The following is a 17231-nucleotide window of genomic DNA, read 5'->3' on the forward strand; positions in this document are numbered from 1 at the left end:
CTCGCATGCAATCTTTGAACACCACGCTGCTGATCATCGGCGGCGGCCCCGGCGGTTATGTAACGGCGATTCGTGCCGGGCAACTGGGCATTCCAACCATTCTGGTCGAAGGCCAATCGCTGGGCGGTACTTGCCTGAACATCGGCTGCATCCCGTCGAAAGCGTTGATTCATGTCGCTGAGCAATTTCACCAGACCCAGCATCACAATCAGCATTCGGCACTGGGCATCAGCGTTGCGGCGCCGACGCTCGACATAACCAAAAGCGTTGAGTGGAAGGACGGTATCGTTGATCGCCTGACCACTGGCGTTGCGGCCCTGCTGAAGAAGAACAAGGTTCAGGTCATCAATGGCTGGGCCAAAGTCATCGACGGCAAAACCGTCGACGTCGGCGACACGCGCATTCAGTGCGAACATTTGGTGCTCGCAACCGGGTCGACCTGCGTCAATCTGCCGATCCTGCCAATTGGCGGGCCGATCATTTCGTCCACCGAAGCGCTGGCACCGAAGTCTGTGCCGAAACGTCTGGTCGTGGTTGGTGGTGGTTACATTGGGCTGGAGTTGGGCATCGCGTATCGCAAGCTTGGCGCCGACGTCAGTGTGGTCGAAGCACAGGATCGCATCCTGCCGGCCTACGACGCCGAACTGACGCAACCGGTACATGACGCGCTGAAGCAACTGGGCGTGAAGCTGTATCTGAAACACAGCGTGCTGGGGTTCGACGGCACCTTGCAGGTGCGCGACCCAGAGGGCGAAACGCTGAATCTGGAAACCGATCAGGTGCTGGTCGCGGTCGGTCGAAAACCGAATACCCAAGGCTGGAATCTTGAAGCGTTGAATCTGGACATGAACGGCTCGGCGATCAAGATCGACAGCCGTTGCCAGACCAGCATGCGCAACGTTTACGCCATCGGCGACTTGAGCGGCGAGCCGATGCTGGCCCACCGCGCAATGGCTCAAGGCGAAATGGTTGCCGAGTTGATCAGCGGAAAAACCCGCGAGTTCAACCCGACCGCCATTGCCGCCGTGTGCTTTACCGACCCGGAACTGGTAGTGGTCGGCAAGACTCCCGACGAGGCTAAAGCGGCCGGTCTGGACTGCATCGTTTCCAGTTTCCCGTTCGCCGCCAATGGCCGGGCGATGACGCTGGAGTCGAAAAGCGGCTTTGTGCGGGTGGTCGCTCGTCGGGACAATCACCTGATTGTCGGCTGGCAGGCAGTGGGCGTTGGTGTGTCGGAGTTGTCGACGGCGTTTGCGCAAAGCCTGGAAATGGGCGCGCGACTGGAAGACATCGGCGGCACCATTCATGCGCATCCGACCCTGGGTGAAGCGGTGCAGGAAGCGGCGTTGCGTGCCTTGGGGCATGCGTTGCACCTGTAGCCCCCTTCGTGAGCAGGCTCGCTCCCACATTTGGAATGCATTGCCCTGTGGGAGCTAGCCCTGCTAGCGATTTCTTCAGGGCAACGCAATTTATCTGTCTGTCATCCGATAGTCCGGGCTGCGAAACCGCTCAATAATGAAGTATTGTTGTGCCCATCCAAAAAACGTCAGAAGCCTTACCGTTTCGACGGTTGTTCAGTGATAGAGGGTGTCATGGGTAACGAAAGCATCAATTGGGACAAGCTGGGTTTTGACTACATCAAGACCGACAAGCGCTATCTGTCGTACTTTCGCGATGGCGAGTGGGACAAAGGCACCCTGACCGAAGACAACGTGTTGCACATCAGCGAAGGCTCGACTGCCCTTCACTATGGCCAGCAGTGCTTCGAAGGCATGAAGGCCTATCGTTGCAAGGACGGTTCGATCAACCTGTTCCGCCCGGACCAGAACGCGCTGCGCATGCAACGCAGCTGTGCCCGCCTGCTGATGCCGACAGTCGACACCGAGCAGTTCATCGAAGCCTGTAAAGAAGTGGTTCGCGCCAACGAGCGTTTCATTCCGCCGTATGGCACCGGCGGCGCGCTGTATCTGCGCCCGTTCGTGATCGGCGTGGGTGACAACATCGGCGTGCGCACTGCGCCAGAGTTCATCTTCTCGATCTTCTGCATCCCGGTCGGCGCCTACTTCAAGGGCGGCCTGACTCCGCACAACTTCCAGATCTCCAGCTACGACCGCGCCGCCCCACAAGGCACCGGCGCCGCCAAGGTCGGTGGCAACTACGCCGCCAGCCTGATGCCAGGCTCGAAAGCGAAGAAAGCCAACTTCGCCGACGCGATCTATCTGGATCCGATGACCCACACCAAGATCGAAGAAGTCGGTTCGGCCAACTTCTTCGGGATCACCCACGACAACAAGTTCATCACCCCGAACTCGCCGTCCGTTCTGCCAGGCATCACCCGCCTGTCGCTGATCGAACTGGCGAAATCCCGTCTGGGTCTGGAAGTGATTGAAGGCGACGTGCTGATCGACAAGTTGTCGGACTTCAAGGAAGCCGGGGCCTGCGGTACTGCGGCGGTGATCACCCCGATCGGTGGCATCAGCTACAACGACCATCTGCACGTGTTCCACAGCGAAACCGAAGTCGGCCCGGTCACCCAGAAGCTCTACAAAGAGCTGACTGGCGTGCAAACCGGCGACATCGAAGCGCCAGCGGGCTGGATCGTCAAGGTTTGATCTGACGGCTGCTGATGCACAAAAGCCCCCCACCGAGTGATCGGTGGGGGGCTTTTGTGTTGTGAAGGCTGCGATCTTTGATCTTTTATTTCAAGGCAATCCTTTTTCCGCCCCGACTGGCAATCCCGCTCGCCTGCCCATCCTGCTGTTTGCCCATCCGCGCCTGGGTAATCAATCCCGGAATCAATTCGCCCTCCGGCAGATTCTTCCAGAACCGCACCGGCAAATGCCCTTGCATGACCTTCTCGTTCAGCCGCGCCGGGTTGAAGATGTGGCTGTAATAGGTCAGCCAAAGATCGCCATGAGGGTCATCAACATTCTGCGCCAGTTGCTGCCATTGCACCGGGCATTCACGCTGGTGGATCAATTGCTCGCCATCGTAATAAACCCCATCACGCGGCGTGGCGATCAACCATCGATGTCGGCCCATGCGCGCAACGAAATGTTCGCTGGCGCTGCGCAGAATGTCGTGGGCGGGTTCGTGCCATGCCACGTATTCCGGGCCGACACTGGCCTTGGGCCGCTCAATGAAGCGCACAAACGCATGCAGATGATGAGCTTCGCGGCGCACTTGTTTGATTCGCCGCTGCAACTCGCTGCCCAATTTGTCACCGGCCATCATTGCCGTGCGATCACCGTGGCTGACGCGCCACAATACTTCGTACAACAGACTCCAGCGTTGATCACCGCGGTATTGCGCCGCTTGTTCCAAGGTATCGAGTAGAACGCGGGGGATCTTCGCCATGAATGGCCCCTGCCCTTCAGGCACAGGATCATCACTGGCAAACAGATCGCCCACGCCTTCCGACGCCCAGCTCACCAGGCTCGGATCGACTTCATGGCTGAGCAGCCAGCGCGCCTGCTGGCGCCAGGTGTCGAACAAATCGTCGCAGTCGAGATTGATCATCCCCACAACCCCATTTGCTGCGGCATCGGCCGGTCGCGCAATTGCTGATAGAGCAAGTGACTGGTGACCTCGGCCTGCTGCGGGTGGTAGTCGCTGGTGATGATGAAGGGTTTGGCCTTGGCCAGGACGCAGCGCATGCGTGCGACATCTTCGTAGCGGATTTTGCGTTGCCGGCGCAGCTCGACCAGACGTTCGGTGGTGCGCAAACCGATGCCGGGGATACGCGCAATCAATGACGCTTCGGCGCGGTTGAGATCAAGCGGAAACACTTCACGATTCTGCAACGCCCACGCCAGTTTCGGATCGATGTCCAACGCCAGATTCCCCGGTCCCTTCAGCAGTTCGTCAGCGCGGTACCCGTAACTGCGCAGGAGAAAGTCAGCCTGGTACAAGCGGTGCTCGCGCATCAGTGGCGGCGCGGCCAGTGGCACGCTTTTCGGGCTGTCGGGGATCGGGCTGAAGGCCGAATAGTAAACGCGGCGCAAGCGGTAGTTGCCGTACAGCGACTGCGCACTGTGCAAAATCGTGCTGTCGTCAGTGTCATCCGCGCCGACGATCAGTTGCGTGCTCTGCCCGGCGGGGACGAACTTCGCCGAGCGCGGTTCGTTCAAAACGGTCTGCACACCGGTGTAGATGGTGCTCATCGCTTGTTTGATCGAAGCGATATCTTTCTCCGGTGCCAGGGTTTGCAAACTGGCATCGGTGGGCAGTTCGATGTTCACGCTCAGGCGATCGGCGTAGCGCCCGGCTTCTTCGATCAGTGCCGGGTCGGCGTCGGGAATGGTCTTGAGATGGATGTAGCCGCGAAACTCATGCTCTTCGCGCAACAGCTTCGCCACCCGCACCAGTTGCTCCATGGTGTAATCCGCCGAGCGGATGATTCCCGAGCTGAGGAACAGCCCGCTGACGCAGTTGCGCCGGTAGAAATCCAGGGTCAGCGTCACCACTTCTTCGGGCGTAAAGCGCGCGCGGGGTACGTCGCTGGAGCGGCGATTGACGCAGTATTGGCAATCGTAGAGGCAGAAATTGGTCAGCAGAATTTTCAACAGCGACACGCAACGCCCGTCGGGCGTGTAGCTGTGGCAAATGCCCATGCCATCGGTCGAGCCCAGCCCGGTCTTGCCCTCGGAGCTGCGCTTGGGCGCGCCGCTGCTCGCACAGGACGCGTCGTACTTGGCGGCGTCGGCGAGGATGCTCAGCTTATCGATGATTTGCATGGCGCGAGCCCTTTACTGTTTGGATATACAGTATAGGGTCGAGCTCAGGGTTACAAGGTGGTAGAAGTGCACCTCGTCGGTCAGGAGCTCCAGATCAAAAGATCGCAGCGTTCCGCCGCTCCTACATGAGATCTCGAACCCCTGTAAGAGCTGCCGAAGGCTGCGATCTTTTGCTCTGGCCGCGTTCAATCGTCAACTCAATGCCAAACCGCGCACCCATTTCCTTGCGCCCCACCACCGTCAACGCCAGCGCCCGACTGTCGAGATCCTGCGTCACCCACTTGCGCTTCAATGCGGTTTGCAACAACGCGGCCCCCAGCGACCCACCGAGATGCGGGCGGCGCATGCTCCAGTCCAGGCACGGGCAGACAAACTTGCGCCGCAACGTGCTCAAATCCTCCACTTCAATGCCCAAGCCTTCGAACAACGCCGCGCCGCTGTCGCTCAAGCGATACGCCTGCTCGTCCGACTCGACCAGCCACCCTGCCTCGAGCAAACGGTCATGCAGCATCACCGCCAGGGTTCCGGCCATGTGGTCGTAGCAGGTGCGGGCGAATTGCAGGCGATCCGGTGTGAGCGGTTTGAAGGTTGGTGTGGCGTTCTGACCGATCACCATCAAGGCTTCCAGCGCCTGGGCCACGCGCTTGTCGGCGAGGCTGTAATAACGATGACGGCCCTGCACGTGCAGGCGCACCAAGGCCAGATCCTTGAGCTTGGCCAAGTGCGCGCTGGCGGTGGACGCGCTGACCTCGGCGATGGCTGCCAACTCCGTGCTGGTGCGCGCGTGGCCGTCCATCAGCGAGCAGAGGATTTTCGTCCGCGCCGGTTCCGCAATGGCGGCGGCCACTTGCGAGACGCCGATGTCTTGATGTTCTGCGTGCATATTTCGCTCCCGGACGAATCATCGCCGCTGTGGGCTGACGATACTCGCATCACTTTCTCGACGACAAGGCTGCGAACATGGACCCGATCATCGCTGCAACTCATGCCGATCCTTATCCTTATTACGCTGAACTGCGTGTTCAGGGCGGATTCACGTTTCATCAGGGATTGAAACTGTGGGTCGCCAGCAGTGCCCGCGCGGTGTGCGCGGTGCTCGCCCATGCGAATTGCCGGGTGCGTCCGGCGCAGGAGCCGGTGCCCAAAGCGATTGCTTCGGGCATGGCCGGCAAAGTGTTCGGGCAGTTGATGCGAATGAATGATGGCGAGGGTCAGCGCTGCCCGCGTTCGGCAATCGAGCCTTCGCTTGAGTTGATTAATGCGGTGCAAGTCCGCGCCTTGGTGGCGGCACGATTGCTCACGGTGGACGCCGACGGCCTCTATAAAGCCTTGTTTCGCGGCCCGGTGTGCGTGGTTGCGGCGCTACTCGGCTTCAGCCCGGCGCAGGGTCGGGCCGTCAGTGAGCTGACTGCGGATTTTGTTGCTTGCCTGTCGCCGTTGAGCAATGACCTGCAGTTGATGGCCGCACATTCGGCGGCGGAGCAGTTGCGCGGTTATTTCATCGAGTTGCTGACGGAAGCGGACAGCGCTTTGCTGACGGCGATCAAGCAGCGATTTGAGGGCGATGAAGAAACGTTGATCGCCAATCTAATCGGGCTGTGTTCGCAGACGCATGAAGCCACTGCGGGAATGATCGGCAACGCGCTGGTGGCGTTGCGGCGGCAACCTGAGTTGCGCGGTGCGTCGGTGGACGCTCTGCTAGCCGAAGTGCAGCGCTTCGATCCGTCGGTGCAAAATACGCGGCGATTTGTGGTTGAGGGTTGTGAGATTGACGGCGTTCGCGTCGAGGCCGGGGATGTGATTTTAGTGCTGCTGGCCTCGGCCAATCGCGATCCAGCGCTCAATGAACAGCCTGACGCGTTTTTGCTGAAGCGCACGAATCGGCGCAGTTTTAGTTTTGGCAGTGGCCGGCATCAGTGTCCGGGGCAAGTTTTGGCGATGGAAATTGCGGGGGCGACTGTCAGAGAAATCCTTGATCACGGTGTGAATCTGGAGCGACTGGTCTGGCATTACCGGCCTTCGCTGAATGGGCGCATTCCAATGTTCAGTTTCGGCGGTGACTGACCTGCCGCTATCGCTAGCAGGGCTAGCTCCCACATTGAATCGGCGTCGTGCAAAATTCTGCTGTGGAAGCCAGCCCTGCTGGCGATAGCGCCCGGAAAAACGCAGCATCATTTCGGCATCATCGTGCAGGCTACAGCGCCTTGCGCCTTTGCCTACAACTACGCCAGAATCCGCCGGCTTGTGCGGTTTGGGGAGCGCCGGTAACTTGGTTCGCGTCACTGAATGTTCAGTGATCGGGTTTAGTCGCTCGGTGTTTTTCCAAGTTCGTAAGCTGTCATTCAGTCAGGTATTTATACGCCTGCGCTAAATGGTAGCTGTGCGTAGGGCGCCTTCGGGCGCGCCGGTAATGCTTGGATACTGGTCGACTAACCTGCGTACAGCTGCCACCTATTGTTTAGTCGCAAGACCGTGTCAGCCTCATTGAGGTTATCCAGGCTATGTTCAAAGTAACGCCGAATCCCCCGGAAACAGATGCCATACCCGAATCAGATCCAACCTCCCCCTACTCCACCCTCGACCCGACGAAACTGAACGACGCCGCCGAACGCGCCCTCGATCACTACCTCAAACCTCCCGCGCCACCCCAGCGAACACCCAGTTCCATGTTCGTCGTCGCCCCTCACATAGACACCGAATCTCTCCTGGCCCACGCCTGCGAATCCATGGCCTCGGCCAGCATCATGCTCAGCGACTTCGCCGGCCTGCTCGAAACGCCCTACCGCAACACCCTGCTCGGCATCCAGCAAGTGGTCATGCTCGGCGAACTCGCCGTCAACCGCGCGCTCGACAAACTCGAACCCGACCTGAGGCAATGACCATGGCCCACAAAACAGATACACAGGTTGTTGCGGCATTGATGGCCATGGGCTTCGACGAACGGGACGGACGCTGGGCGCAAAACGCCTGCCTGGTGCTGTTCGACAGTGAGCAAGAAACCATCGTCGCCTGCGCCGTCACCGCCCTCGCCCAACTCGACGAACTGGAATTCGACGCCGTGCTACCCGCCCTGCGCCGACTGACTCGACGATTCCCATCACTGCAAAGGACCGTGGCCGACACACTGGCCGAGATGGCGCACGCAGCCTGACTGACCGCGTAATCGTTCTTCGCGAGCAGGCTCGCTTTCACAATGGATTGCCGTTGCTATGGCATTTTGAACCGCAGCTTTTTCAGAACCGTAAACATTAGAAGCGAAGCCATTAATTTGGCTTCGCTTTTTATTGTTTACAGATTTTGCCTCCAAAAAAAATCGCCTTGGATGACTATCTTTTGAGTTGGCTTTGTTTGCTCCAGGGGCAGAGGAACATCCAGTTCGCAATGTTGGGCTGGAAAAACCTTGGTGAAAGTCCTGAGGGCGAGTACTTGCTGACTCCCGACCAAGTTCTAAAAATCGGCTTGGCGATTAACCAAAGGTTGCCATCGGAACTAGATCTTTTTATCGGCATCAGGGGGTAACTTCGCCAATGAGCCTCATTTATCAAGACCCATCCTTAAGCCAAGACGAGGTTCTAAGACTTCTGGCCAACGGCGCAACCGCAAACGTGGTTACTGCGCTGACTTCTATCGGCCTGAATGAAGTGGACAGAGTCTGGGCTCAGGACGTCTGCCTGAAACACCTCTTAAACGGAACCGAAGCAATCGTGGCTTCTGCCGTTATCGCTCTTGGCCACATCGCTCGCCGACATGGCGAATTGGATACCGACACGGTTCTGCCAGCGCTCGAAAGAGCCAAGGGGAAATTTCCCTCTCTGATCGGGACTATCGAGGATACGCTTGACGATATCGGCGCATTCACCGCCGAAAATCCGCCAGGATGAACGGCGTATGGACCCTGAGATAAGCTTCGACGTCATCCAGCGAAGGGAGTAAATCACTGGATTCGGTTTTGCCCTCCTCATCATCATGTATTACCTTGACGATGTAGGCGTCATTCTCCTCAAGCAACTCGCCTGAAATTTTGACCCGCTGTCCACTTTTCTCGGTAAAGGACGTCGCCTTGAGGGTTGCCACTTTCAAGATCTGTTCAGTGCTGGCCTTAAAAGCTTTGCGTTGTGCCAAGGCATTTTTCGATACGACCCATGCGAAAATGCACGCCGCCACCATCAACACAATTTCGATGTTGTGAATCGGACCTCGCCGCCCTTCATGCCCCTGACTCAGCCACGCGACTGCCTTGTAAATAATCTGATCAACATCCATTTACCCGACTCCCGATCGTTATCCTGATGATCAATCCTCCCGCGTCAAAACCTCCAGCAGCTCAATCTCGAACACCAGATTCGAATTCGGCGGGATCTTGCCCATCGTTCGCTCGCCGTAGCCCAGATGCGCCGGCACCAGCAGCTTGCGCTTGCCGCCCACCTGCATGCCCATCAGCCCTTGATCCCAGCCTTTGATGACCCGGCCGGTGCCAATCACGCACTGAAAAGGTTTGCCACGGCTGTAGGAAGAATCGAACTCGCTGCCGTCTTCCAGCCACCCGGTGTATTGCGTGGTGATCAGCGCGCCTTTGACCGCGGCTTTGCCTTCGCCCATCTGGAGATCGATTACCTGCAATTCATTATTCATAACGGTCACTCTATTGTTCAGCTGGCCGCCGTTTTCCCAGAAATGGCAGTCATTGGCAACCGGTGCGCGAACATCCGCGTGGAATCCGAACTGAGTGATGAGCATGGAACGATTGCTGCCACTGCCGATCTGGCGATGCAGGAGGTCAAGCGCAGTGGGGGCAATCAGGATCGTTTAGGCGGGGGAAGCCCTGCACGGGTGCAGGCGCAGGGCTTTTAAATCCTGGTTTTAACGCGGAACCGGTTGCATCTCGACAATGGTGCCGTTGGTGATCATTACCATGACGTAATGGTCGTTGATCTGTACCCACTGCGCTTGTTCAATCGGAGCTTTCAGACCTTTGGCTTTCCAATTCTGCAGTGCCTTGTCCTTACGCTGATACATCTCGGGGGCGCGGTCGTTGACCTTCAATTCACGGTCGCTGACCGGGGATTGTACGGAGGGATCGCTTGAGGTTTGCGCCGCTTGAACGATTGGGCTGATGCCGGCAATGCCAGCAACGAGGGCCAGACTGGCGATTAGGGTTTTGCTGTTCATCGGTGAAACTCCATAGATGTGCGATACCTGAAATCGGACTGCGCGGCGCGGAAATCATTCCTTGTTTTTTGCTTTGATGGACTGGGATTTTAGTCGTCAGTCGGATAGCCATCGCTGGCAAGCCAGCTCCCACAGTGTTTCGGAATGTTCGCAAGATTGGCAATCTCATAGGGCCACTGTCGGCGTGATGTTTTTGCGCTACCATGCCGCGCAAAATCCCGCCGAGTGAAAAGGACATCGCCTTGAACACCTATCTCGTCGCCAATCTGGTTTTGCTTGCGCTGTGCGCGCTCTACGCCGTGCGTGTGTTCAACGCGCTGGTGGCGCGCCGCAACGAGATCAAAAACGCCTTCGCCCAAGTCGAAGTGCAGCTCAAGCGTCGCTACGATCTGATCCCCAATCTGGTGGCGATCGCCAAAGGCGCGATGACTCACGAACGCGAAACCCTCGAAGCGGTGACTGCTGCGCGTAATGCGGCAGTGGCCGTGCTGGAAGCCGCCCAGGCGCGACCAGGTAACGCGCAAAACATCGAACAGTTGGGCCACGCTGACAGCGCACTCAACAGCGCTGTGGATCGGCTGACGGTAACGTTGGAGGCTTATCCCGATCTCAAAGCCTCGCAGAACATGCTGCAACTGAGCGAAGAACTAAGCAGTACCGAAAACAAAGTGAGTTTTGCCCGCCAGGCTTACAACGACGCGGTGATGGCCTATAACACGCTCAAGCAGAGCTTTCCGACCGTGCTGTTAGCCTCCAGCTTCGGCCACCGCGACGATGCCGCGCCGCTTAAATTCGCCGACACCCTAGCGATCAAGACCGCTCCCAAGGTTTCTTTTTAAACCCCGCTGCCCATGGAAGGCCCGATGAATTTCTTCGAACAACAACGCCAGGCCAAAAGCCAGACCACACGCCTGATCAACATGATGATTATCTCCATCGTCATGTTGATCGGGCTGACCAGCCTGCCGTTTGTCTTCAGTGGTTTTGAGGATTACCTGAGCGGCACCGGCACGCTGCTGGATGCTTTCATGGCGCTGGGCGTTATCGCGTCAGTGGTCGGCGGCATCATCGTGATCGGCGGCCTGCTGAAATACCACGAGCTGCGCGCGGGCGGTAAAGTGGTCGCCGAGAAGCTTGGCGGGCGTTGCCTCAACGGCGTTGCAAAAACGCAGGATGAGAAACGCCTGATGAACGTGGTCGAGGAAATGGCCATTGCTTCTGGCAGCGTCATGCCGACGGTGTATCTGTTGCCCGATCAAACAATCAATGCCTTCGCCGCCGGCTTCAAGCCTGAGGATGCGGTCATCGGTGTCACACAGGGTGCGGTCACCCAGCTGACTCGCGAGGAGTTACAGGGTGTGATTGCCCATGAGTTCAGCCACATTTTCAATGGTGACATGCGCCTCAATACCCAACTCGTTGCGGTAGTACATGGGCTTGTGGTGCTCGGAATTTCGGGCGGACTGTTGATAGCCAGTCTGTTCAAGGGTGGCAAACGCGATTTCAGCTTGATACTGCTGGGATTGTTCGCTGGATTTTTGCTGTGCCTGGCCGGCTTCATCGGCAACCTTTTCGGCAATCTGGTCAAGGCCGGAGTGAGTCGTCAACGTGAGTTTCTGGCTGATGCCAGTGCGGTGCAATTCACGCGCAACCCCCAAGCGCTGGTCAGCGCGCTGAAAAAAATCGCCGCACAAGGTTCGACGATCAGTGCCGCTCGGGCCGGTGAATACAGTCATTTGTATTTCAACACGGGAGTTTCGGGCACGCTAAGTCGGATGTTTGCCACTCATCCTGATTTGAGCGTGCGGATTCGGCGGATTGATCCGCAGTGGGATGGGAGTTTGGCTTTGCCGGCGCAAGGGTGACGTCGGGATGGTTTTACACCCGCAAAATCTTCGTTAGCGGGCAATCCGCTATCGCTGGCAAGCCAGCTCCCACAGGTTTCTCTGGTGTCTGCAGGACTGGTGGGAACTGCCATAGAGTTTCTCCTGTGTTTGCCCAGATCAAAGTGCATCTGCAGAGTCTTGTAAAAGCTGAGACTTGGCATTGATCCACTTTGCACATCAATACATGCCAATAATGCAATTAACATCCTGTTACAGCTGGGCCACCATCCGCCTCAATAAGAACCGTGCGCTGACTCTCCGTGGCGCACGTCATAAAAGCGGTGGAGTCCTTTGTTATGACAGCCTCAATCCCACACGGCGGCTCGCGGGCCGGTGCCATTTTCCGGGTGACCTCGGGTAACTTCCTCGAACAGTTCGACTTCTTTCTGTTCGGCTTCTACGCCACGCAGATCGCGGCGGTGTTCTTTCCGGCGAGCAGTGAGTTCGCTTCCCTGATGATGACCTTTGCGGTGTTCGGCGCAGGCTTTTTGATGCGTCCACTGGGGGCCATTGTGCTCGGCGCGTACATCGATGATGTCGGTCGCCGCAAAGGCTTGATCGTCACCCTGTCGATCATGGCCAGCGGCACAATATTGATTGTGCTGGTGCCCGGATACGAAAGCATCGGCCTGTTTGCGCCGGCATTGGTGCTGATCGGGCGCCTGCTGCAAGGCTTCTCCGCCGGTGCGGAATTGGGTGGGGTTTCGGTGTATCTGTCCGAGATCGCCACGCCGGGCCGCAAAGGGTTCTTCACCGCTTGGCAGTCGGCCAGTCAGCAAGTGGCGATCATCGTTGCCGCGGCGCTGGGCTACGCGCTGAACGCGTGGATGGCGCCGGACGTGATTGCCGATTGGGGCTGGCGGATTCCGTTCTTCGTTGGCTGCATGATCGTGCCGTTTATCTTTCTGCTGCGTCGTAATCTGGCAGAAACCGAAGAGTTCGCCGCACGCAAACACCGTCCAAAAATGGGCGAAGTGTTCCGCACTCTTGGCCAGAACTGGGTTGTGGTACTCGGCGGCATGCTGATGGTCGCCCTGACCACCACCGCGTTTTACCTGATCACCGTGTATGCGCCGACCTTCGGTAAAACCGTGCTGCACCTGAGCACGTCCGATGCGCTGCTGGTGACCTTGCTGGTCGGTGTGTCGAACTTCTTCTGGTTGCCGATTGGCGGCATGTTGTCCGACCGCATCGGCCGTCGTCCGGTGCTGATCGCGATGTCGCTGCTGGCGCTGGCCACCACCTATCCGGCGCTGTCGTACCTGGTGCAGGCGCCGAGCTTCAGCCACATGTTGCTGTCGCTGCTGTGGCTGTCGTTCATCTACGGCATGTACAACGGCGCGATGATTCCGGCGCTGACCGAGATCATGCCGGTGGAAGTGCGCGTCGCCGGTTTCTCCCTCGCCTATAGCTTGGCGACGGCGATTTTCGGTGGTTTCACTCCGGCAATGTCGACCTTCCTGATTCAGTACACCGGCGACAAAGCCGCGCCGGGTTACTGGATGAGCATCGGTGCGTTCTGTGCGTTGTGCGCGACGCTGTATCTCTATCGCCGCGCGGGCGGCCGTCTGCAACCGGTTGCAGCATAAGGAACCCTGATCATGAAAAAACTTGTCAACTTCACCGCCATTGCCCTCTTCGCTTTCAGCGCCCTGGCCCATGCTGAACAGCTGAACGTGATGACTTCCGGGGGCTTCACCGCTGCCTACAAAATCCTCGGCCCGAAATTCGCCGCCGCCACCGGCAACACCCTCGACACCCAACTTGGCCCGTCGATGGGCAAGGCGCCGGAGGCAATCCCCAATCGCCTCGCGCGCGGTGAGCATGCCGACGTGGTGATCATGGTCGGCTACGCCCTCGATGACTTGATCAAACAAGGCAAGGTCGACCCGGCTTCCCGCGTGGAACTGGCGGATTCGCGGATCGGCCTGGTGGTGCGCGAAGGCGCGGCGAAACCGGATATCAGCAGCGTCGACAATCTGAAGAAAACCCTGCTCGACGCGCAGTCGGTGGCTTACTCCGACAGCGCCAGCGGCGTGTACATCGAGCAGCAGTTGTTCAAAAAACTGGGTATCGAAGATCAGCTGAAACCGAAGGCGAAGATGATTCCGAAAGTCCCGGTCGGCTCAGTGGTTGCCACCGGCGACTATCAACTCGGCTTCCAGCAGGTCAGCGAATTGCTGCCGGTGCCGGGGGTGAGTTTTGTCGCGAAGATTCCGGAATCGGTGCAGTCGGTGACGCGTTTTGCCGCCGGCGTTCCAGTTGGCGCGCAGCACCCGCAAGAGGCGAAAGCCCTGCTCGCCTACCTCGCCGCACCGGCAGCGCAAGCTGACGTGCAGGCCACCGGGCTGGATTCGGTCAAGCGCTGATCGTTGGCGGCTGGACTTTCATTTCCACCACCAGCCGCTCCAGTTCCAATGCCGCCGGGGTCAACGTACGACCCCGGCGCTTGATGATGCCGACACTGCGCATCACTTGCGGATCGGTCAACGGCACCCGCGTCAGGATCGGGTGATCCGGGCCGGGCATCGCCATCAGCGGCACCGCCGCCACTCCCAAACCCGCCTCGACCAGACCGATCATGGTCGTCACATGTTTGGTTTCGCAGATGCTCTGCCGCTGCGGCACTACCGTGCTCAGGGCCTGATCGAGCAAAAAACGGTTGCCCGAAGTCTTGTCCAGCGAGATGTAATCCTGCTGATAGAACTCGTCCCACGTCACGCTGTTGCGTCCGGCCAACGGATGATCGCGGCGACAGGCGACGACGTAGCACTCCTGCACAAGCGCTTCGAAGTCGACTTTGGCATCCTGCGTGCCCAAGAAACTCAAACCGAAATCCGCCTCGCCATTGACCACCGAGCTAAGCACATCGTGGGCGCTGGAATCGAGGACTTTGACCTTGATCCGCGGGAATTGCTGGTGATAGCGGGCGACCACCCGCGGCATGAAGTAGTACGCCGCCGAAGGCACGCAGGCGACGGTGACGTGGCCCAGCCGCGTTGACGCCACCTCGCTAATCCCTAGCAGAGCGATATCGAGATCATCCAGCAACCGCTCGACACTCGGCATGAAACCGCGCCCGGCCTGGGTCAGGCTGACCTTGCGCGTGGTGCGCTCGAACAGCTTCACGCCGAGCGCGTCTTCGAGCTTTTCGATGCGCCGGCTCAGCGCCGGTTGCGACAGGCGCACGGTGTCGGCGGCCTTGCGGAAACTGCCCTGCTCGACCACGGCGCGGAAGGCTTGCAGGTCGTTGAGGTCGAAGTTGATGGCCATGGCGGAACTCGGAGTGATTGATTCGTAGAGGTTATGAATGTAACCAATTGATGCCAATTATTACAGAAACCATGAAGATCCCCTGTAGGAGCTGCCGCAGGCTGCGATCTTTTGATCTTGATTCTTTGCAATCAAAAACAAGATCAGAAGATCGCAGCCTCGTTGCACTCGTCAGCTCCTACCAGGGGATCTTCGGTGGATCTGGAATCGATTCAGCCCTTATCCTTGTCACCCCCCGCCGTACCGTTGTCAGGAGTTTCCCCATGCCCCATGAAGGCAATCTGTTGCAAGCCGCTGTCGTGTTTCTGTTCGCGGCCGTGCTCACCGTGCCTTTGGCCAAACGTCTGCAACTTGGCGCGGTGCTCGGTTACCTGTTTGCCGGGGTGATCATCGGCCCATCGGTACTGGGCCTGATCGGCAATCCGCAGAGCGTTGCGCATATCTCCGAACTGGGCGTGGTGTTGCTGCTGTTCATCATTGGTCTGGAGCTGTCGCCGCGACGCTTGTGGGTGATGCGCAAATCGGTGTTCGGCGTCGGCCTGGCGCAGGTGCTGCTGACCGCTTCGGTGATCGGCGTGCTGGCGCTGTCGGTGTTCGGCCAACCGTTGAACAGTGCGATTGTGCTTGGCCTCGGCTTGGCGCTGTCGTCCACGGCGTTCGGTCTGCAAAGCCTCGCCGAGCGCAAGGAACTGACCAGCCCGCACGGGCGGCTGGCGTTTGCGATTCTGCTGTTCCAGGACATCGCCGCGATCCCGTTGATTGCCTTGGTGCCGATGCTCGCGGGTGGCAATCACACCACCAGCACCGCCGAAGATCTGAATCACGCCTTGCAAGTGCTCGGCGGCATCGCCGTGGTCGTGGTCGGCGGGCGTTATCTGCTGCGTCCGGTGTTCCGCGTGGTGGCGAAAACCGGTCTGCCCGAAGTGTCCACGGCCACGGCGTTGCTGGTGGTCATTGGCACGGCGTGGTTGATGGATCTGGTCGGCGTGTCGATGGCATTGGGGGCGTTTCTCGCCGGTCTGCTGCTGGCGGATTCGGAGTATCGGCATGAACTGGAAGCGCAGATCGAGCCGTTCAAAGGCCTGCTGTTGGGGCTGTTTTTCATCAGCGTCGGCATGGGCGCGAACCTGAGTCTGCTGCTCAGCGCACCGATCACGGTGCTGGGCCTCACACTGCTGCTGATTGGTCTGAAATTGCCGCTGCTGTTTGTGGTCGGTCGTTTGGCCGGAGGCTTGAACAAGATCAGTGCGATCCGCCTCGGGATTGTCTTGGCAGCGGGCGGTGAGTTTGCTTTTGTGGTGTTCAAGATCGGTCGCGATCAAGGTCTGTTTGAGCCGCGTCTGTACGACCTGCTGGTGCTGACCATCACCCTGTCGATGGCGTTGACGCCGTTGCTGCTGCTGGTCTGCGCGCGTCTGGTCAGCCCGAAAGTGCAACCGGTGGAAGTGCCGGAACAATACCGTGAGATCGACACTGACACGCCGCGCGTGGTGATCGCCGGCATGGGCCGGATGGGCCAGATCGTGGCGCGTATTCTGCGTGCGCAGAACATCAAGTTCGTGGCGCTGGATACGTCGGTGGAAACCATCGAACTGTCGCGCAGTTTCGGTGGTGTGCCAGTGTTCTACGGCGACCCGATGCGCCCGGAAATCCTTAACGCGGCCAAGGTTGGCGAGGCGGAATACTTCGTGATTGCCACGGATGATCCGGAGACCAATATCAAGACCGCCGAGGTGGTGCGCAAGCTGTACCCGCACATGAAGATCATCGCCCGGGCGCGTAACCGTCAGCACGTGCACCGCTTGGTCGATGTCGGCGCGGAGGCGATTCGTGAAACCTATTATTCGAGCCTGGAAATGAGCCGTCGCACGCTGGTGGGTCTGGGTCTGACCCAAGCTCAGGCCGATGCGCGGATCAAGCGTTTCAAGCATCACGACGAACAGGTGCTGGAGGCGCAGCACGCGGTTTACGACGACGCGGCGAAAGTCCTGCAAACCGCCCAGGAAGCCCGGGCGGAATTGGCGCGGTTGTTTGAATCGGATCAGCTTGAAGAGGAATCACGCAAATCCTGACGTCTTTGCACAGATCCAGATATGAGGCTGGCCGGGCTGGCGCCATCGCTGGCAAGCCAGCTCCCACAGGGTTCGGCGTCGTATACAGAATAGGG

The 17231-nt window shown here is 58.8% G+C and carries 20 protein-coding genes; 13 read left to right on the top strand and 7 right to left on the bottom strand.

The features are described from left to right. Positions 1-5 precede the first annotated feature (5 nt). Positions 6-1379 carry a dihydrolipoyl dehydrogenase gene (lpdA, locus tag AC3Y64_RS17445; protein WP_489984645.1) on the top strand — a complete coding sequence of 458 codons (1374 nt, stop codon included), beginning with the start codon at positions 6-8 and terminating at the stop codon, positions 1377-1379. A gap of 213 nt (positions 1380-1592) precedes the next feature. Beyond that, on the top strand, positions 1593-2612 hold the full coding sequence (locus tag AC3Y64_RS17450) for a branched-chain amino acid aminotransferase (protein ID WP_158954343.1): 1020 nt from the start codon (positions 1593-1595) through the stop codon (positions 2610-2612). Between the two features lie 85 nt (positions 2613-2697). Here the strand turns inward: AC3Y64_RS17450 and AC3Y64_RS17455 are convergent, their stop codons facing one another. The 3 genes from AC3Y64_RS17455 to AC3Y64_RS17465 all read right to left on the bottom strand — a co-directional run bounded on the left by AC3Y64_RS17455 (position 2698) and on the right by AC3Y64_RS17465 (position 5619). Next, on the bottom strand, positions 2698-3519 hold the full coding sequence (locus AC3Y64_RS17455; RefSeq protein ID WP_489984646.1) for a TIGR03915 family putative DNA repair protein: 822 nt from the start codon (positions 3517-3519) through the stop codon (positions 2698-2700). Next, a complete protein-coding gene (locus AC3Y64_RS17460) occupies positions 3516-4736 on the bottom strand; it encodes a putative DNA modification/repair radical SAM protein (protein WP_489984647.1) in 1221 nt (406 codons plus the stop codon). Before AC3Y64_RS17460 ends, AC3Y64_RS17455 begins: the two co-directional genes overlap by 4 nt. A gap of 121 nt (positions 4737-4857) precedes the next feature. Continuing rightward, positions 4858-5619 carry an ArsR/SmtB family transcription factor gene (locus AC3Y64_RS17465; RefSeq protein WP_489984648.1) on the bottom strand — a complete coding sequence of 254 codons (762 nt, stop codon included), beginning with the start codon at positions 5617-5619 and terminating at the stop codon, positions 4858-4860. Between the two features lie 77 nt (positions 5620-5696). Here AC3Y64_RS17465 and AC3Y64_RS17470 point away from each other — a divergent pair, with 77 nt between their 5' ends. From AC3Y64_RS17470 to AC3Y64_RS17490, 5 genes are all read left to right on the top strand, one after another. Continuing rightward, positions 5697-6800 (top strand): cytochrome P450, encoded by a 1104-nt coding sequence (locus AC3Y64_RS17470; RefSeq protein WP_489984649.1) that lies wholly within the window; start codon positions 5697-5699, stop codon positions 6798-6800. A 437-nt stretch (positions 6801-7237) separates the two neighbouring features. Next, positions 7238-7615 (top strand): DUF6124 family protein, encoded by a 378-nt coding sequence (locus AC3Y64_RS17475; protein WP_489984650.1) that lies wholly within the window; start codon positions 7238-7240, stop codon positions 7613-7615. A gap of 2 nt (positions 7616-7617) precedes the next feature. Continuing rightward, positions 7618-7887: a hypothetical protein gene (locus tag AC3Y64_RS17480; RefSeq protein ID WP_489984651.1), complete on the top strand. Its 270-nt coding sequence runs from the start codon at positions 7618-7620 to the stop codon at positions 7885-7887. A 230-nt stretch (positions 7888-8117) separates the two neighbouring features. Then, positions 8118-8255, top strand: coding sequence for a pyocin S6 family toxin immunity protein (locus tag AC3Y64_RS17485; RefSeq protein WP_489987993.1), 138 nt, complete (start codon positions 8118-8120; stop codon positions 8253-8255). An 8-nt stretch (positions 8256-8263) separates the two neighbouring features. Beyond that, positions 8264-8617: a hypothetical protein gene (locus AC3Y64_RS17490; RefSeq protein WP_489984652.1), complete on the top strand. Its 354-nt coding sequence runs from the start codon at positions 8264-8266 to the stop codon at positions 8615-8617. Here the strand turns inward: AC3Y64_RS17490 and AC3Y64_RS17495 are convergent. Then, the gene (locus AC3Y64_RS17495; protein ID WP_489984653.1) at positions 8592-8999 is read right to left on the bottom strand and encodes a hypothetical protein; all 408 of its coding nucleotides are present in this window, start codon (positions 8997-8999) and stop codon (positions 8592-8594) included. The two genes, AC3Y64_RS17490 and AC3Y64_RS17495, sit on opposite strands and share 26 nt — an antisense overlap. A gap of 30 nt (positions 9000-9029) precedes the next feature. Beyond that, complete coding sequence (locus AC3Y64_RS17500; RefSeq protein ID WP_489984654.1) at positions 9030-9368, bottom strand: FKBP-type peptidyl-prolyl cis-trans isomerase; 339 nt, start codon at positions 9366-9368, stop codon at positions 9030-9032. A gap of 78 nt (positions 9369-9446) precedes the next feature. On the opposite strand from AC3Y64_RS17500, the gene AC3Y64_RS17505 reads away from it, so the two are divergent. After that, positions 9447-9587 (top strand): hypothetical protein, encoded by a 141-nt coding sequence (locus AC3Y64_RS17505; protein ID WP_489984655.1) that lies wholly within the window; start codon positions 9447-9449, stop codon positions 9585-9587. Positions 9588-9596: 9 nt separating this feature from the next. On the opposite strand, the gene AC3Y64_RS17510 is transcribed toward AC3Y64_RS17505, so the two are convergent. Further along, positions 9597-9905 (bottom strand): RcnB family protein, encoded by a 309-nt coding sequence (locus AC3Y64_RS17510; protein ID WP_489984656.1) that lies wholly within the window; start codon positions 9903-9905, stop codon positions 9597-9599. A 236-nt stretch (positions 9906-10141) separates the two neighbouring features. On the opposite strand from AC3Y64_RS17510, the gene AC3Y64_RS17515 reads away from it, so the two are divergent. From AC3Y64_RS17515 to AC3Y64_RS17530, 4 genes are all read left to right on the top strand, one after another. Beyond that, entirely contained in the window at positions 10142-10744 is a 603-nt protein-coding gene (locus AC3Y64_RS17515) for a LemA family protein (RefSeq protein WP_489987994.1), read from the top strand. 24 nt (positions 10745-10768) lie between these two features. After that, complete coding sequence (locus AC3Y64_RS17520) at positions 10769-11770, top strand: M48 family metallopeptidase (protein ID WP_489984657.1); 1002 nt, start codon at positions 10769-10771, stop codon at positions 11768-11770. A gap of 317 nt (positions 11771-12087) precedes the next feature. Beyond that, positions 12088-13380 carry an MFS transporter gene (locus tag AC3Y64_RS17525; RefSeq protein WP_489984658.1) on the top strand — a complete coding sequence of 431 codons (1293 nt, stop codon included), beginning with the start codon at positions 12088-12090 and terminating at the stop codon, positions 13378-13380. Positions 13381-13392: 12 nt separating this feature from the next. Then, the gene (locus tag AC3Y64_RS17530; RefSeq protein ID WP_489984659.1) at positions 13393-14160 is read left to right on the top strand and encodes a substrate-binding domain-containing protein; all 768 of its coding nucleotides are present in this window, start codon (positions 13393-13395) and stop codon (positions 14158-14160) included. Here the strand turns inward: AC3Y64_RS17530 and AC3Y64_RS17535 are convergent. Then, positions 14150-15064: a LysR family transcriptional regulator gene (locus AC3Y64_RS17535; RefSeq protein WP_489984660.1), complete on the bottom strand. Its 915-nt coding sequence runs from the start codon at positions 15062-15064 to the stop codon at positions 14150-14152. The two genes, AC3Y64_RS17530 and AC3Y64_RS17535, sit on opposite strands and share 11 nt — an antisense overlap. A gap of 263 nt (positions 15065-15327) precedes the next feature. Here AC3Y64_RS17535 and AC3Y64_RS17540 point away from each other — a divergent pair, with 263 nt between their 5' ends. Next, positions 15328-17136, top strand: coding sequence for a monovalent cation:proton antiporter-2 (CPA2) family protein (locus tag AC3Y64_RS17540; RefSeq protein WP_489984661.1), 1809 nt, complete (start codon positions 15328-15330; stop codon positions 17134-17136). Positions 17137-17231: the final 95 nt, after the last annotated feature.

It is taken from the genome of Pseudomonas sp. 4CAES_32.4 (genome assembly GCF_058136335.1).

Bases quoted from the DNA above. Each gene is read 5' to 3' on its own strand.
- AC3Y64_RS17495 (WP_489984653.1), bottom strand. From the start codon at position 8,999: ATGGATGTTGATCAGATTATTTACAAGGCAGTCGCGTGGCTGAGTCAG.
- AC3Y64_RS17455 (WP_489984646.1), bottom strand. From the start codon at position 3,519: ATGATCAATCTCGACTGCGACGATTTGTTCGACACCTGGCGCCAGCAG.
- AC3Y64_RS17475 (WP_489984650.1), top strand. From the start codon at position 7,238: ATGTTCAAAGTAACGCCGAATCCCCCGGAAACAGATGCCATACCCGAA.
- AC3Y64_RS17540 (WP_489984661.1), top strand. From the start codon at position 15,328: ATGCCCCATGAAGGCAATCTGTTGCAAGCCGCTGTCGTGTTTCTGTTC.
- AC3Y64_RS17480 (WP_489984651.1), top strand. From the start codon at position 7,618: ATGGCCCACAAAACAGATACACAGGTTGTTGCGGCATTGATGGCCATG.
- AC3Y64_RS17510 (WP_489984656.1), bottom strand. From the start codon at position 9,905: ATGAACAGCAAAACCCTAATCGCCAGTCTGGCCCTCGTTGCTGGCATT.
- AC3Y64_RS17450 (WP_158954343.1), top strand. From the start codon at position 1,593: ATGGGTAACGAAAGCATCAATTGGGACAAGCTGGGTTTTGACTACATC.
- AC3Y64_RS17525 (WP_489984658.1), top strand. From the start codon at position 12,088: ATGACAGCCTCAATCCCACACGGCGGCTCGCGGGCCGGTGCCATTTTC.
- AC3Y64_RS17490 (WP_489984652.1), top strand. From the start codon at position 8,264: ATGAGCCTCATTTATCAAGACCCATCCTTAAGCCAAGACGAGGTTCTA.
- AC3Y64_RS17520 (WP_489984657.1), top strand. From the start codon at position 10,769: ATGAATTTCTTCGAACAACAACGCCAGGCCAAAAGCCAGACCACACGC.
- AC3Y64_RS17470 (WP_489984649.1), top strand. From the start codon at position 5,697: ATGGACCCGATCATCGCTGCAACTCATGCCGATCCTTATCCTTATTAC.
- AC3Y64_RS17465 (WP_489984648.1), bottom strand. From the start codon at position 5,619: ATGCACGCAGAACATCAAGACATCGGCGTCTCGCAAGTGGCCGCCGCC.
- AC3Y64_RS17460 (WP_489984647.1), bottom strand. From the start codon at position 4,736: ATGCAAATCATCGATAAGCTGAGCATCCTCGCCGACGCCGCCAAGTAC.
- AC3Y64_RS17530 (WP_489984659.1), top strand. From the start codon at position 13,393: ATGAAAAAACTTGTCAACTTCACCGCCATTGCCCTCTTCGCTTTCAGC.
- AC3Y64_RS17535 (WP_489984660.1), bottom strand. From the start codon at position 15,064: ATGGCCATCAACTTCGACCTCAACGACCTGCAAGCCTTCCGCGCCGTG.
- AC3Y64_RS17500 (WP_489984654.1), bottom strand. From the start codon at position 9,368: ATGAATAATGAATTGCAGGTAATCGATCTCCAGATGGGCGAAGGCAAA.
- AC3Y64_RS17485 (WP_489987993.1), top strand. From the start codon at position 8,118: ATGTTGGGCTGGAAAAACCTTGGTGAAAGTCCTGAGGGCGAGTACTTG.
- lpdA (WP_489984645.1), top strand. From the start codon at position 6: ATGCAATCTTTGAACACCACGCTGCTGATCATCGGCGGCGGCCCCGGC.